Source organism: Pedococcus sp. P3_C7 (assembly GCF_056402615.1).
Genome location: NZ_JBFUHC010000009.1, coordinates 144,921 through 159,134, shown reverse-complemented (window position 1 = coordinate 159,134; position 14,214 = coordinate 144,921). Strand labels below are relative to the sequence as shown.

Genomic DNA, 14,214 nt, shown 5'->3' with positions numbered 1-14,214 from the left:
GACGGAGGCCGTTCAGGCGGTGCAGCCCGAGCAGCAACCAGCCGTCGAGCTGACCCCTCTCGACATGCCTGTCGACGGCGTGCCCCCGGTCGTCGAGTCCGAGCGGGCACTGATGGAGGCCGCCCGCGCCATCGCTGCCGGCGAGGGGCCGGTCGCCCTCGACGCCGAGCGGGCGAGCGGCTACCGCTACGGCCAGCGCGCCTACCTCGTGCAGCTGCGACGCGAGGGCTCGGGCACCTGGTTGATCGACCCGATCGCGTGCCCCGACCTGTCGCCCGTCAACGACGCCATCGGCAGTGCCGAGTGGATCCTGCACGCGGCCACCCAGGACCTCGCCTGTCTCGCGGAGGTGGGACTGCGGCCTCAGCAGCTGTTCGACACCGAGCTCGCCGGGCGACTTCTGGGCCTGCCCCGCGTCGGGCTGGCCGCGGTGGTCGAGCACTACCTGGGCCTGTCCCTGGCCAAGGAGCACTCCGCGGTCGACTGGTCCACCAGGCCCCTGCCCGAGCCGTGGTTGCGCTACGCCGCCCTCGACGTCGAGGTGCTGGTCGACGTGCGCAACCTGATGGGCGTCGACCTCGCCAAGCAGGGCAAGGACAGCTGGGCGCGCGAGGAGTTCGAGGCACTGCTCGACTTCATGGGACCGGCGCAGCGCGTCGACCCGTGGCGGCGGACGAGCGGCATGCACCGCGTCCGACACCGCAGGATCGCGGCGGTCGTGCGAGAGCTGTGGGAGACCCGCGACCAGATAGCCCAGGACCGGGATGTCGCCCCCGGGCGGGTGCTGCCGGACGCGGTGCTGGTCGAGGTGGCCATGGAGTCACCGACCAACCCCGGCACGCTCCCCGGTGGGCACCGGTCCGTCCGGCGCTACCAGCGCCAGTGGCTCGACGCCGTCACCCGGGCGAACGCGATCCCCGAAGGCGACCTGCCGCCGATGACCCTGCGCTCGGACGGCCCGCCGCCCCAGCGTGCCTGGGCCGAACGCAACCCCATCGCGGCCGCCCGACTGAGCGCCACGCGCGAGGCGCTGACCGCGTTCGCCACCGAACACGTGATCCCGATCGAGAACGTCCTGTCTCCGGAGCCCCTTCGCCGGGTGATCTGGACTCCCCCGGCCGACCAGACCGCCGCCGGGTTCGCCGCCGCGCTCACGGCTCTCGGAGCCAGGCACTGGCAGGCCGGCGTGGTCGCGCCGATGATCGAGGCGGCCTTCGAGGCCAACCCCGACGCCTGACCCGGTTCCTCGCGCTGCAGGTTTCGTTCCAATGGGAGGCAAACCTGCATGGGTGACGGCTCTCACTCGCGGGTTCTGGTGACCTCGTTGTTACCGGGAAGTAGCATCGGTCCTGTACCCACCGGCATACCCGGTGGATCGCACCGATCCCGCACCCCAAGACTCAATCACCCGAGACTCCAATCAAGGGAGGCCACCCGTGCCCCGCACCCTTCATGAGGTCGTGTTCGTCGACGGAGTTCGCACGCCGTTCGGCAAGGCCGGCGACAAGGGCATGTATGCCCAGACGCGCGCCGACGACCTCGTCATCCGCTGCATCCGCGAGCTGATGCGCCGTCATCCCGAGCTCCCTCCGGAGCGCGTGGAAGAGGTCGCCATCGCCGCCACCACGCAGATCGGCGACCAGGGCCTCACGCTCGGGCGAATGGCTGCCCTCCTGTCCGGCCTGCCCAACACCACGCCCGGCTACTCGATCGACCGCATGTGCGCCGGTGCCATGACGGCCGTGACGACTGCGGCGAGCTCGATCGCGTTCGGCTCCATCGACATCGCCATCGCCGGGGGCGTCGAACACATGGGCCGCCACCCCATGGGTGAGGGCGTCGACCCCAACCCGCGGATCGTCGCGGAGAAGCTCGTCGACCCCTCCGCCCTGGTCATGGGTTCGACCGCCGAGAACCTGCACGACCGGTATCCCTCGATCACCAAGGACCGCAGCGACGCCTTTGCCGTCGGGTCCCAGGACAAGCTCGCCAAGGCCTACGCGAACGAGCAGATCCAGCCCGACCTCGTGCCGGTCGCCACGCGCCACCAGGATCTGGGCTACGGCCTGGCCACCCGGGACGAGCCGCCGCGTCCAGGCACCACGGTCGAGGACCTGGCCTCGCTCAAGACGCCGTTCCGCCCGCACGGCAATGTCAGCGCCGGCAACTCGGCCGGGCTCAACGACGGTGCCACCGCGTGCATCCTCGCTTCGGAGCAGGCTGCCCAGGAGCTGGGCCTGCCCGTGAAGATGCGCCTCGTGGACTTTGCCTTCGTGGGGGTCGAACCCGAGGTCATGGGCATCGGCCCGGTCCCGGCGACCGAGAAGGCTCTCGCCAAGGCGGGCTTGTCGATCGAGGACATCGGCCTGTTCGAGCTCAACGAGGCCTTCGCCGTGCAGGTGCTGGCGTTCCTCGAGCACTTCGACATCGCCGACGACGACCCGCGTGTCAACCAGTACGGCGGCGCCATCGCGATCGGTCACCCGCTGGCCTCGTCGGGGGTGAGGCTGATGACCCAGCTGGCCCGACAGTTCGAGGAGCACCCGGAGGTGCGCTACGGGCTGACAGCCATGTGCATCGGGATCGGCATGGGCGCCAGCGTCATCTGGGAGAACCCCCACCACGCCGAGTACGGCCAGGAGGTTGCGGCATGAGCGAGCAGACACCGACGCAGACAGGGACGCAGACAGTGACGCAGACCCCCGGGTTCGAGGAGGTCGTCACCCACACCCCCGTGCGCGACGTCGTCCTCCCCGGCAAGGCGGGAACCCTGGCGCTGGTCACGCTGGACAACGGCTTTGACCACACCAAGCCGAACACCTTCGGCCCGCAGACCATCGCCGGGCTGAAGGCCACCATCGACGCCCTGCGCGCCCGCGCCGACGCCGGTGAGATCCAGGCGGTCGGGATCACCGGCAAGCCGTTCATCTTCGCCGTCGGCGCGGACCTCAAGGCCGTGTCGCAGGCGAGCGACCGCGAGCAGGCGATCGAGGTCGCCCGCGCCGGTCACGCGGCCTTCGCGGCGATCATGGACCTGCCCGTCCCGACCTTCGCGTTCGTCAACGGTGCGGCCATGGGTGGCGGTGTGGAGATCGCACTGTCGGCCGACTACCGCACGATCTCCGCAGGGGTGCCTGCGCTGGCGCTTCCGGAGACCTTCCTCGGGCTCGTCCCTGGCTGGGGCGGCTGCTACCTGCTGCCCAACCTGGTCGGTCCGGCCAACGCCCTCAAGGTCATCATCGAGAACCCGATGAACACCAACCGCATGCTCAAGGGTCCGCAGGCCTTCGAGCTGGGAATCGCCGACGCGATGTTCGCACCGGCCGACTTCCTCGAGGAGTCGCTGCTGTGGGCGGCTGGGGTCCTCACGGGCGACACCGTCGTCGAGCGGACGACCAAGCAGGGCAACGGGATCTCCCGCGACGAGGCGGAGTGGGCAGGCGCCATCAAGGCCGCCAAGGGCCTGGTCGACCTCAAGACCGGCGGCAAGGCACCGGCGCCCTACCGCGCCCTGACCCTCGTCGAAGCAGCTCGCACCGCCACCCGCGACGAGGCCTTCGCTGCCGAGGACGAGGCGCTCGCCGACCTCGTCATGGGTGACGAGCTGCGCGCGGGGCTCTACTCCTTCGACCTGGTGCAGCGGCGGGCCAAGCGTCCCGCAGGCGCCCCTGACAAGGCATTGGCCCGCAAGGTCACCAAGGTGGGCATCGTCGGCGCCGGTCTCATGGCCAGCCAGCTGGCCCTGCTGTTCGCCCAACGTCTCGAGGTGCCGGTCGTGATGACCGACCTCGACGAGGAGCGGGTGGCCAAGGGAGTCGGTTACGTCCACGCCGAGGTCGACAAGCTGCTGGGCAAGCGGCGGGTCAGCCCCGACAAGGCCAACCGCCTCAAGGGCCTGGTCAGCGGCGCGACCTCCAAGGACGGCTTCGCCGACGCCGACTTCGTGATCGAGGCGGTGTTCGAGGAGATGTCCGTGAAGAAGACCGTCTGGGCCGAGGTGGAGGCGATCGTCACCCCCGAGTGTGTCCTGGCGACCAACACGTCGTCGCTCTCGATCACCGAGATGGCCGCGGAGCTGGCCCACCCCGAGCGGGTCGTCGGCTTCCACTTCTTCAACCCGGTCGCCGTCATGCCCCTGCTCGAGATCATCAAGGGCGAGCAGACCGACGACGCAACCCTGGCGACGGCGTTCGCCACCGGCAAGACGCTCAGGAAGACGACCATCCTGGTCAAGGACAGCCCGTCCTTCATCGTCAACCGCCTCCTCGGTCGCTTCATGGGCGAGGTGGCCAGGGTCGTCGACGAGGGCACCCCCATCGAGGTCGCCGATCGAGCCTTCGCCGGGCTTGCCCCGATGCCGCCGTTCATCCTGCTCGGCCTGGTCGGTCCGGCCATCGCCCTGCACAACAACGAGACCCTGGCCAAGGCCTTCCCTGACCGCTTCTACGTCTCGGAGAACCTGCGCAAGGTCGTGGCGGCCAAGAAGCCGGCCATCTACCTCTGGCCCGAGGGCAAGCCGGTCGTCGACCCCGAGGTCGAGGCGCTCTTCGACAAGCCGGCCGACCCGGTCGTGCTGTCCACCGAGGAGGTCCGTGAGCGGGTGCTCGGCGTGCTCGCGGACGAGTCGCGTCGCATGCTCGACGAGGGCATCGTCGCGGCTCCGATGGACCTCGACCTGGCCATGATCACGGGCGCCGGGTTCCAGTTCTGGAACGGTGGCCTGACTCCCCTGCTCGACCGTGAGGGCGTGTCGGAGAAGGTGACCGGCCAGCGCTTCCTGCCACCGGGCGCTGCGAGCGTGCCGACCCTCGCGGGTTGATCTCCGGAATGTGAAATGAGCCTGACGGTTTCGTCAGGCTCATTTCACATTCCGCACTCGTGTCCCCGACCACGGGCGGTGGTGGAACGCGCAGGTCCCTGTGTGCTCGCCCACACAGGATCAGGCGGAACTGTGGCCTGCCACCACATGCTCGCGTGCTGACGGCCGACCTAGTCTCGCCTGATGCCGACGACGCCAGCGCTGCTCGACCTGTCCGGACGCACTGCGTTGGTGACCGGCGCCGCGAGCGGTATCGGGGCGGCCTGCGTGGAGCGGCTCGTTGCCGCCAAGGCGAGCGTGTATGCCGTGGACCTCGACGCCGAGGGCCTGACGAGGTTCGCCGGTGTCGGGGCTGTGGAGACCATTCCCGTCGACCTCGCCGACCTCGATGTGGTCGAGGGGCTGCCCGGCACGATCGACATCCTCGTCAACAACGCCGGCATCCAGCATGTCGCTCCGATCCAGGAGTTCCCCGTCGACACGTGGGACCTGATCATCCGGCTGATGCTGACCTCGCCGTTCCGGCTGACCCGGCGCGTGCTCCCGCACATGTACGCGCAGGGCTGGGGCCGGGTCGTCAACGTGTCGAGCGTGCACGGGCTTCGCGCCAGCCCCTACAAGGCGGCCTACGTGAGTGCCAAGCACGGGCTCGAGGGGCTGTCCAAGGTCACGGCGCTCGAGGGCGCCGAGCACGGAGTCACGAGCAACTGCGTGAACCCGGCCTATGTGCGGACCCCGCTGGTCGAGAAGCAGATCGCCGACCAGGCTCGCTCGCACGGCATCACCGAAGACGACGTGATCGGCAGGGTGATGCTCGAGCCCGTGGCCGTCAAGCGGCTCGTCGAGGCGGACGAGGTAGCCGAGCTCGTCGCCTTCCTCTGTGGCCCGGCCGCGGACTCGGTGTCCGGTTCGTCGTTCTCGATGGACGGCGGCTGGACCGCCCACTGAGGGGGTCCGGCGCCTAGGATCCGTGACGATGGACGCCCACGACCACTCCCCCGCGATGAGGCTGCTGCGCCTGCTCGCGGAGGGGGCGCCCGCGTCGGAGCTCGAGGCCCTCGGCCAGGACGCGGACGAGGCCGGAGAGTCAGGCGAGTCGGGGGAGGCACGTGAGCTGGCCCTTCGAGTGCGCGCCGCGTTCGACTCCCGCCGTCGTCGGGAGGCCGAGCTGACCGGCCTCGTGGAAACCGCTCGCGACCTCGCGGCCCTGCGCGACCCCAGCGGCATCCTCGAGGCGATCGTGCGCCGGGCACGTGCGTTGCTGGGCACCGACGTCGCGTACCTCACGCTGTTTGACCCCGAGGCCGGTGACACCTTCATGCGCGCGACCGACGGGTCGGTGAGCGCGGAGTTCCAGGAGGTCCGCCTGTCGCTGGGCGACGGCCTCGGCGGACTCGTCGCCTCGACGCGCAAGCCCTACTGGAGCGCGGACTACCTGCACGACCACAGGTTCCAGCACACGGGCACCATCGACAGCGCCGTCGGCGACGAGGGCCTGGTGTCGATCTGTGGCACACCGCTGGTGGTGGAGGACGAGTTCGTGGGCGTGCTGTTCGCCGCGAACCGCTCGCCCCGCCCGTTCTCGCCCGACCAGGTCGCCCTCCTCGGGTCCTTGGCGGCTCTGGCCGCCGTCTCGATCGTGCAGACCCGTAGCGCCGAGGAAGTCCGCCGGCACACCGCAGGTGTCGAGCGGGCCGCCGCGGCGCACGACCGGTTCGCCGAGCTGGTGCTGGCCGGAGGAGGTGTCGACGACATCACGAAGGCGCTGGGCGACCTGCTCGGCGGCTGGGTGGTGCTGCTCAACTCCGAGGGCGAGACCCTGAGCAGCCATGGCCCTGCCCCGTTGCCCGAGGACGGTGCTGGCGCGGCGCTCGCGCGCTCGTCGGTCGTCCGTGAGACGGAGGCCTCGGGTCGGCTGGCGCACGACGCCCTCAGCGACCAGTGGGCGATCGTCGTCAAGGCTCCACAGACCCCGTTGGGCATCCTCGTCCTCGGCGGGGTCGGGGTGCTCGACGACGCAGACCGGCGGACGGTCGAGCGGGCCTCGGTCGTCAGCGCGCTGGTCCTGCTGTTCGAGCGCACCGCTGCCGAGGCCGAGCAACGAGTTCGCACCGACCTCGTGGCCGACCTACTCAGTGGTCGTGGCGATCCCACCTCGCTGGCGAGTCGCGCCCGTGCCCAGGGAGTCGACCCGCACGCCGCCCACGCCGTGCTGGTGGCACACGCGGACGCAGACACCTCCCGTCGCACTCTCCTGCTGGCCGCCCACGCGGCGGCGGGGCACGGATCAGTGGTCGGCGAGCACGATGGACACGTGGTCGCGCTGCTCCCGTCGGACGACCCGCACCAGTCCGCCGCCGAGCTCGCCCGCCGGCTCAGCCGCCTGGCGACCGTGACCGTCGGCGCAGCGGGACCGACGACGCTGACCGAGGACGTCCCGGCCATCTGGCGCGAGGCGGTCCGCACCGTCTCGGCGCTGGTCTCCCTCGGGCTCGCGGGCACCGGTGCCAGTGCCGACCACCTGGGCTTCGCCGGACTCGTCGTGGGTTCGGCCCCGGACATCGGCGGCTACGTCCGCCAGCACCTGGGGCCGCTGCTCGACTACGACGCCCGTCGCGGGTCCGAGCTCGTGAAGACCCTGCAGGCCTACTTCGACGCCGGCGGCAGCCCTCGACACGCAGCCACCGACCTGCACGTGCACGTCAACACCGTCAGCCAGCGGCTGGAACGCATCTCCGCGCTCCTCGGACCGCACTGGCAGCGCCCCGACGACGCACTCGAGCTCCAGCTGGCACTGCGCCTGATGCGGCTCAGCGCAGGCGCGACGCCAAGGACGTAGCCACCGCGTCCGCGGTGAGCCCGACCTCTTCCAGCAGCTGCCCGCGTGAGGCGTGGTCGAGGAAGCGCTTGGGTATGCCGTGCACGTGCACCGGGACGTCGATGCCCGCGTCACGCAGCGCCAGCGTCACCGCAGCGCCCACTCCACCGCTGACGAGGTTGTCCTCCACGACGGCGACAGCTCCAGCCCGGCGAGCCATGGCCACGAGGTCGTCACTGACGGGCAACACCCAACGCGGGTCCACTGCGGTGACCGAATGTCCCTGCGCCTCGAGCTTTCCCGCGATCTCGACCGCCATGGCGGCAAACGCACCCACACCGACGAGCAGGAGGTCGCACGCCTGGGCCGAGGTCTCGTGGAGCACGTCGACCACCCCTTCCTGACGCACGGCCGCCACGGCGGGGCCCACGTCGCCCTTGGGGAAACGGATCACCGTCGGACCATCCGTGACGTCGATCGCCTCGCGGAGCTGGCGCTTGACCTGGTCACCGTCACGAGGAGCAGCCAGTCGAAGGCCAGGGACCACCGAGGCGATGGTCATGTCCCACATGCCGTTGTGGGAGGCGCCGTCGCTGCCGGTGATCCCGGCGCGGTCGAGGACGAACGTGACGCCCGCCCGGTGCAGGGCGCAGTCCATGAGCAGCTGGTCGAAGGCCCGGTTGAGGAAGGTGGCGTAGACCGCGACAACCGGATGCAGGCCGGCATACGCGAGGCCGCTCGCCATGGTGACGGCGTGCTGCTCGGCGATGCCGACGTCGAAGACGCGATCGGGGTAGGCGGCGGCGAAGCCGTCGAGGCCGACGGGGATGAGCATCGCGGCGGTGAGCGCGACGACGTCCTTGCGCTCGCTCCCGATGGCTACCATCTCGTCGTTGAACTCGTCGGTCCAGATCCTCCCGCTCACCTCGAACGGCAGTCCCGTCTCGGGGTTGAACTTGCCGATGGCGTGCCACTGGTCGCCCTCGTGCTGACGCGCCGGGTCGTAGCCGCGGCCCTTCTCGGTGATGACGTGGACGAGCACCGGGCCACCGAAGGCCCGCGCCCTCCGCAGGGCGGACTCGACGGCCTGCTCGTCGTGGCCGTCGACGGGACCGAGGTACTTGAGGCCGAGGTCCTCGAACATCCCCTGCGGGGCGACGATGTCCTTGATTCCCTTCTTCACGCCGTGGAGGGTCTCGTACATCGCTCCCCCGACGACCGGCGTGCGGCTCAGCGTGTTCTTGCCCCAGTCGAGGAAGCGCTCGTAGCCGCGGGTCGTGCGCAGGGTGGCGAGGTGGTCGGCGAGTCCGCCGATCGTCGGAGCGTAGGACCGCTCGTTGTCGTTGACGACGATGGTGAGTGGCAGGTCCTTGTCTGCGGCGATGTTGTTGATCGCCTCCCAGGCCATCCCTCCCGTGAGCGCCCCGTCGCCGATCACCGCGACGGTATGCCGCCCGTGCTCGCCGCGCAGCCGTCTCGCCTTCGCGATGCCGTCGGCCCAGGACAGTGCGGTGGAGGCGTGCGAGTTCTCGACGACATCGTGCTCGGACTCGGCGCGACTGGGGTAGCCGGACAGGCCGCCCTGCTTCTTGAGCTTGCTGAAGTCATGACGACCCGTGAGCAGCTTGTGGACGTAGGACTGGTGGCCCGTGTCGAAGACGATGGCGTCCCGGGGGCTGTCGAAGACCCGGTGCAGTGCGATCGTCAGCTCGACGACACCGAGGTTGGGACCGAGGTGGCCACCGGTCTTCGAGACCGACTCGACCAGGAAGTCCCGGATCTCCTGGGCGAGGCCGGGGAGCTGGGCAGGCTTCAACGCCTTGAGATCGGCCGGGCCGTTGATGGTCTCGAGCAGTCCCACGCGCACCGTCCTTTCTGTTTGCGGTCGACACAGGGGGTCCTCTGTCTGCAGGGGAACCGCCCGAGTCTATGCGCCCTGCCTGATCTCGACCTCCTGCGGCACCCCGGTCACCTGGACCTCGCCGTCACGCGTCACCGTGACCGTGAACCCGGCCCCGCCCAGCCGCAGTCCCTCGACGTGCAGCGCGCCGAACGCGGTGGGCCGGATCGGGTCGACGTGCAGGACACCGGCGGGCAGGTCTGCGCGAAGTCCCAGGGCCACGGTGAGGACGGCGCCCGCCGAGGCCGCCGACCACGCCTGCGGACGGCATGAAGCAGGGTAGGGCGACGGCCGGCCCAGCATGGGCAGCCCGGAGTAGAGCTCGGGCCAGCGGTAGTCGAAGGCCTCGCCCGAGGCCACGAGTGCGTGGACGACGCGAGCGGCCTCTGCTTGGAGGCCCTCGCGGGCCAGTCCGAGCGCGACGATCGCGGAGTCGTGGGTCCACACCGAGCCCGTGTGGTAGCCGATCGGGTTGAACCCGCCGTTCCCGGTGCCCAAGGTGCGCACCCCGAAGGTGTCGAGCAGCTCAGGGCCCGTGACGGTCGCGCCCACGGCGGTGGCTTCGGCCCGGTCGAGCGCACCGGTGCCCAGCGCGTGGCCCATGTTGGAGCCGAGCCCGTCGACGGGTTTTCCCGAGCCGTCCAGCGCCATGGCCAGGTATCGCCCGGCGTCGCCGTCCACCCAGAAGGCCGCCCGGACCCGGTCGCGCAGGGCCTGTGCCTCGGCGCGGGCCCGGTCGCCACCCGTCTCAGCCAGCGCGTCGAGGAGGTCGGCGGCGCCGACGAGGGCCTCCACGGCATACGCCTGCGCCTCGACGAGGGCGATCGGGGCCTCGGCCACGCGACCGTCACGCATCCGCATCGAGTCGCCGGAGTCCTTCCACCCCTGGTTGGCCAGGCCGTGGCCCGTGGTGTCGAGGTACTTGAGGAAGCCGTCGTCGTCGGGCTGTCCGTCTCCGGTCAGCCAGGTCAGGGCTGCCCGGAGGTTCGGCAGGAGCGCCCGCACCTGCGTCTCCGGCAGGCCCCAACGCCAGGCCTCGACGAGGAGGGTCACCCAGAGCGCGGTCGCGTCGACGGTGCCGTAGTAGAGGGGCGGGAGGGACAGGTCACCCTTGCGCGGTGACCCCACGTATGCCGTGCGCCGCACCTCGTGCGCGATCTTGCCGGGCTGCTCGGCGGAGTCGGCGTCGTAGCCCTTCCCCTGACGGCGGGCCAGGGCACGCAAGGTGCCGGCCGCGAGCTCGGTGCCGAACGGAAGCATCATCCGCGCGGTCCAGATCGAGTCGCGGCCGAAAAGCGTGAGGTACCAGGGCGATCCGGCAGCAGCGAAGACATCGGTCGGGTCGAGCGGGTCCCGCAGCAGGAGGTGCCTGAGGTCGTCGACCGACTGGGTGACGAGCGGGCCGAGGCGCGGGTCGTCGGCAACGACACGGATGGCGTCCCAGTGCACCCCATCACTGCCGGGGTCGGCGTCGAACTCCGAGGCGGCCGTCCGGCTCGGGGTGATGGTGACACGGAACAGCTGGCTCTCGCCCGGCTCCACCACGACCTGGTGTTCGACGACAGCCCGGTCGGGAGCGAGCTCGAGTGAGTCGGGCGCGGGGTGGAAGTCGACCGTCGTGAGGTGACGCGGGGTGGTGAAGGTGACGACACCGTTTCCCGCGCCCGGGGGCGCGACGGGACGGACCGCGGGGGCGTCGACGGCGCCGTACTTCACCTGGGCGATGGAAACCCCGTCGGACCCGAGCTCGAGCCGCAGCGCCGCTCGGACTGTCTGGGCGGCACGCGAAGTGACGGTGATGTCTTCACGCATGGCGCCGTCGGCGAGGGTGCGCACACGGCGGACCTCGACGGTGGGGTCCGCGCCCACGTCGCCGAGCCCCCGGGCGGCGCCGAAGAACTCAGCGACGGCTCCGCCTGCCCCTGCGGCCACCGCGCTGGGGGCTTCGCCGGACACGGTCAGCTCGAGGCGCGAGAGCACCCGGACGTCGTCGACGAACAGGCCGTGGCCCGAGTCGGGACGCAGGTCGCCATCCGCCGCCGACAGCGCCGTCGCGTTGCCGTGGACGATGATCGACACGTCGTGCAGCCACGGTTGGCGTGGCGTCTGCTCGGTGTTCAAGCGGTCCTCACTCTCCGGACGAGCCGTGCGTGGGTCGCCACGATCATGCCGCCATGATCTCTGGTCCTTTCGCCGGGGTCCCTTGACGACGATCCCGTCGTGGGCCATTCTCAGACTAGTTTGAACGTTCAAATCGGGCCACCTCACCACAACGTGGCGCAGAGCGAACACGCGCAAGGGAGCGGATGTGGCAGGTGGTTCCGGGCAGTCCCGCGAGCGAGCGACGATCATCGACGTCGCCGCTGCCGCCGGGGTCTCGCGCCAGACCGTCAGCAACACCCTCAACAACCCGGACCGGGTGGCCCCCGACACATTGCGCAGGGTGCACCGCGAGATCGAGCGACTCGGGTTCTCGCCCAACGCTGCGGCCCAGCAGCTGCGCCGACGCAAGGCGTCTGCCTACGGCTTCGAGGTCAACCCCTCGGGTGTCGGCCGAATGGGGCACATCCTCGACGGCTTCCTGGTCGAGCTCACCGTCGCGGCGCCGGGTCACAGCAGCCACCTCGTGACCTTCGCCCCCGACCTGTCGGACCTCCTGGACGGCTACGACCAGATCCTGTCCACCGGCCTCGTCGACGGCTTCGTCCTCGGTGACACCCGGCACGGTGACCCACGGCCGGCCTGGCTCCTCGCGAACGACGTGCCCTTCGTGACCTTCGGCAGGATCTGGGACGACCCCGAGATGGGCCGCTGGGTGGACGTCGACGGCCGAGCCGGCATGGAGCTGGCGGTCGAGCACCTCGTCGCCCAGGGCTACACCTCCATCGCCTACCTGGGGTGGCCCGACGGGTCCCCGGTCGGCGACGACCGGCGCCGAGGGTGGCTCTCCGGGTTGGCCGACGCCGGGCTCGCGGGCAGCGCCATCGCCGAGGAGGCCGTGCAGGAGCTCACCGCGGCGACCGTCGCAGCGGAGCGGCTCCTCGACCGCCTGCCCTCGGGAGGCGCCATCCTCTGCGCCTCCGACCTCCTCGCCCTCGGGGCGCTGCGCGCCGTCCGCAACCACGGGCTCGAGCCGGGCCGCGACATCGGTGTCGTCGGCTTCGACGACAGCGACGTCGCCGAAGCCCTGCAGCTGACCAGCCTGCGCCAGCCGCTGCAGGACGCGGCCGCCCATGCGTGGCGGATCGTCCAGGCCAAGGGCACCGACCTCTCCCTGACCGCGCTGCTCGCACCGACCCTCACCGTCCGGGCGAGCACCACCCCTACCGGTTTCCCMCCCCCCACACCGTCCCCCACCCGGGTGGACGGCACACGTATCCCTGAGGAGCAGCAATGAGGCGCACCCCATTTCTTGCCGTCGCCGCGACGGCCACCACCATGCTGGCGATGAGCGCCTGCGGCGGAGGCGGCGGCTTCAGCAGCGGCTCGGCCACGCAGAACACCAAGAAGGGCCCGGTGCACCTGACCGTGATGATCGGCAGCTCCGGTGACGCCGAGACGACCGCGGTCAAGGCGGCGACAGCAGCGTGGGCGTCCAAGTCCGGCAACACCGTCGAGGTCATCGCCGCCTCCGACCTCGGCCAGCAGCTCGGTCAGGCGTTCGCCAGCTCGAGTCCGCCCGACGTCTTCTACACCGACGCGTCCAAGATCGGCACCTACGCCAAGGCCGGCAACCTCTTCCCCTACGGCGACCAGGTCAAGGATGCCGGCTTCGTCGACTCGCTGGTGAAGTCATTCACCTACGACAACAAGTTCTACTGCGCCCCCAAGGACTCCTCGACCCTGGCGCTGGAGATCAACACCGACATGTGGAAGGCCGCTGGGCTCACCGACGCCGACTACCCCAAGGACTGGGCGGGCCTGGAGTCCGTTGCCACGAAGCTGACCAAGGGCAACGTCACCGGTCTGGTCATCGGCAACGACATCAACCGCTCCGGCGCCTTCATGAAGCAGGCCGGGGGCTGGGTCGTGACCGACGGCAAGATGAGCGCCGACGCGGCTGGCAACCTCCAGGGCCTCCAAGAGGTCCAGAAGATGATGAAGGCGGGCGTCCTCAAGTTCAACACGCAGACCAAGCCCGCCGCCGGCTGGGGCGGGGAGGCCTTCGGCAAGGGCCTTGCTGCCATGACGATGGAGGGCAACTGGATCGCGGGTGGCATGAAGGACTACCCGAAGATCAAGTACACGACCGTCGAGCTGCCGGCGGGCCCGGCTGGCAAGGGCACGCTGACGTTCACCAACTGCTGGGGCGTCGCAGCCAAGTCCCCCAACCAGACCGCCGCCGTCGACCTGGTCAAGAGTCTCATCACGCCCGACCAGCAGATGAAGTTCGCGGACGCCTTCGGCGTCATGCCGTCGACGACGCAGGGCCTGCAGCAGTTCGCCACGAAGTACCCGGACAGCAAGGCGTTCGTCGACGGCGCGGCATACGGTCAGGGCCCGGTCAACCTGGCTGGACTCGATGACGTCATGTCGAAGTTCAACAGCCAGCTGGGGACCATGACCGGTACCTCCGGCGACCCGAAGGCCTGGCTGAGCGACCTCCAGAAGAACGGCAGCTCAGCGCTCGGAGGCTGAGCACCCACGTCCAGGGGTGGCGTGCGAAGCCCCGTCTTC

At 70.3% G+C, this 14,214-nt stretch carries 9 protein-coding genes; 7 read left to right on the top strand and 2 right to left on the bottom strand.

Annotated features, from left to right (window positions below; all coding sequences use genetic code 11):
- Window positions 1-64: 64 nt before the first annotated feature.
- The 5 genes from AC1DS4_RS13485 (at window position 65) to AC1DS4_RS13465 (ending at window position 7,658) form a co-directional block, all read left to right on the top strand.
- The gene (locus AC1DS4_RS13485) at window positions 65-1,237 is read left to right on the top strand and encodes an HRDC domain-containing protein (RefSeq protein ID WP_477613429.1); all 1,173 of its coding nucleotides are present in this window, start codon (window positions 65-67) and stop codon (window positions 1,235-1,237) included.
- Between the two features lie 199 nt (window positions 1,238-1,436).
- Window positions 1,437-2,654: a thiolase family protein gene (locus tag AC1DS4_RS13480; protein WP_477632266.1), complete on the top strand. Its 1,218-nt coding sequence runs from the start codon at window positions 1,437-1,439 to the stop codon at window positions 2,652-2,654.
- Window positions 2,651-4,819 carry a 3-hydroxyacyl-CoA dehydrogenase NAD-binding domain-containing protein gene (locus AC1DS4_RS13475; RefSeq protein WP_477632267.1) on the top strand — a complete coding sequence of 723 codons (2,169 nt, stop codon included), beginning with the start codon at window positions 2,651-2,653 and terminating at the stop codon, window positions 4,817-4,819. Before AC1DS4_RS13480 ends, AC1DS4_RS13475 begins: the two co-directional genes overlap by 4 nt.
- 183 nt (window positions 4,820-5,002) lie before the next feature.
- On the top strand, window positions 5,003-5,767 hold the full coding sequence (locus AC1DS4_RS13470; RefSeq protein ID WP_477613136.1) for a 3-hydroxybutyrate dehydrogenase: 765 nt from the start codon (window positions 5,003-5,005) through the stop codon (window positions 5,765-5,767).
- A gap of 28 nt (window positions 5,768-5,795) precedes the next feature.
- Window positions 5,796-7,658 (top strand): helix-turn-helix domain-containing protein, encoded by a 1,863-nt coding sequence (locus AC1DS4_RS13465; protein ID WP_477632268.1) that lies wholly within the window; start codon window positions 5,796-5,798, stop codon window positions 7,656-7,658.
- Here AC1DS4_RS13465 and dxs read toward each other — a convergent pair.
- Together dxs and AC1DS4_RS13455 are read right to left on the bottom strand one after the other, a co-directional pair.
- Complete coding sequence (gene dxs, locus AC1DS4_RS13460; RefSeq protein ID WP_477632269.1) at window positions 7,630-9,498, bottom strand: 1-deoxy-D-xylulose-5-phosphate synthase; 1,869 nt, start codon at window positions 9,496-9,498, stop codon at window positions 7,630-7,632. The two genes, AC1DS4_RS13465 and dxs, sit on opposite strands and share 29 nt — an antisense overlap.
- Before the next feature lie 66 nt (window positions 9,499-9,564).
- A complete protein-coding gene (locus AC1DS4_RS13455) occupies window positions 9,565-11,658 on the bottom strand; it encodes an amylo-alpha-1,6-glucosidase (protein WP_477632270.1) in 2,094 nt (697 codons plus the stop codon).
- Window positions 11,659-11,845: 187 nt separating this feature from the next.
- Here AC1DS4_RS13455 and AC1DS4_RS13450 point away from each other — a divergent pair, with 187 nt between their 5' ends.
- On the top strand, window positions 11,846-12,934 hold the full coding sequence (locus tag AC1DS4_RS13450) for a LacI family DNA-binding transcriptional regulator (protein ID WP_477623662.1): 1,089 nt from the start codon (window positions 11,846-11,848) through the stop codon (window positions 12,932-12,934).
- The gene (locus AC1DS4_RS13445) at window positions 12,931-14,175 is read left to right on the top strand and encodes a sugar ABC transporter substrate-binding protein (protein WP_477613141.1); all 1,245 of its coding nucleotides are present in this window, start codon (window positions 12,931-12,933) and stop codon (window positions 14,173-14,175) included. The genes AC1DS4_RS13450 and AC1DS4_RS13445 overlap by 4 nt, the downstream gene beginning before the upstream one ends.
- Window positions 14,176-14,214: the final 39 nt, after the last annotated feature.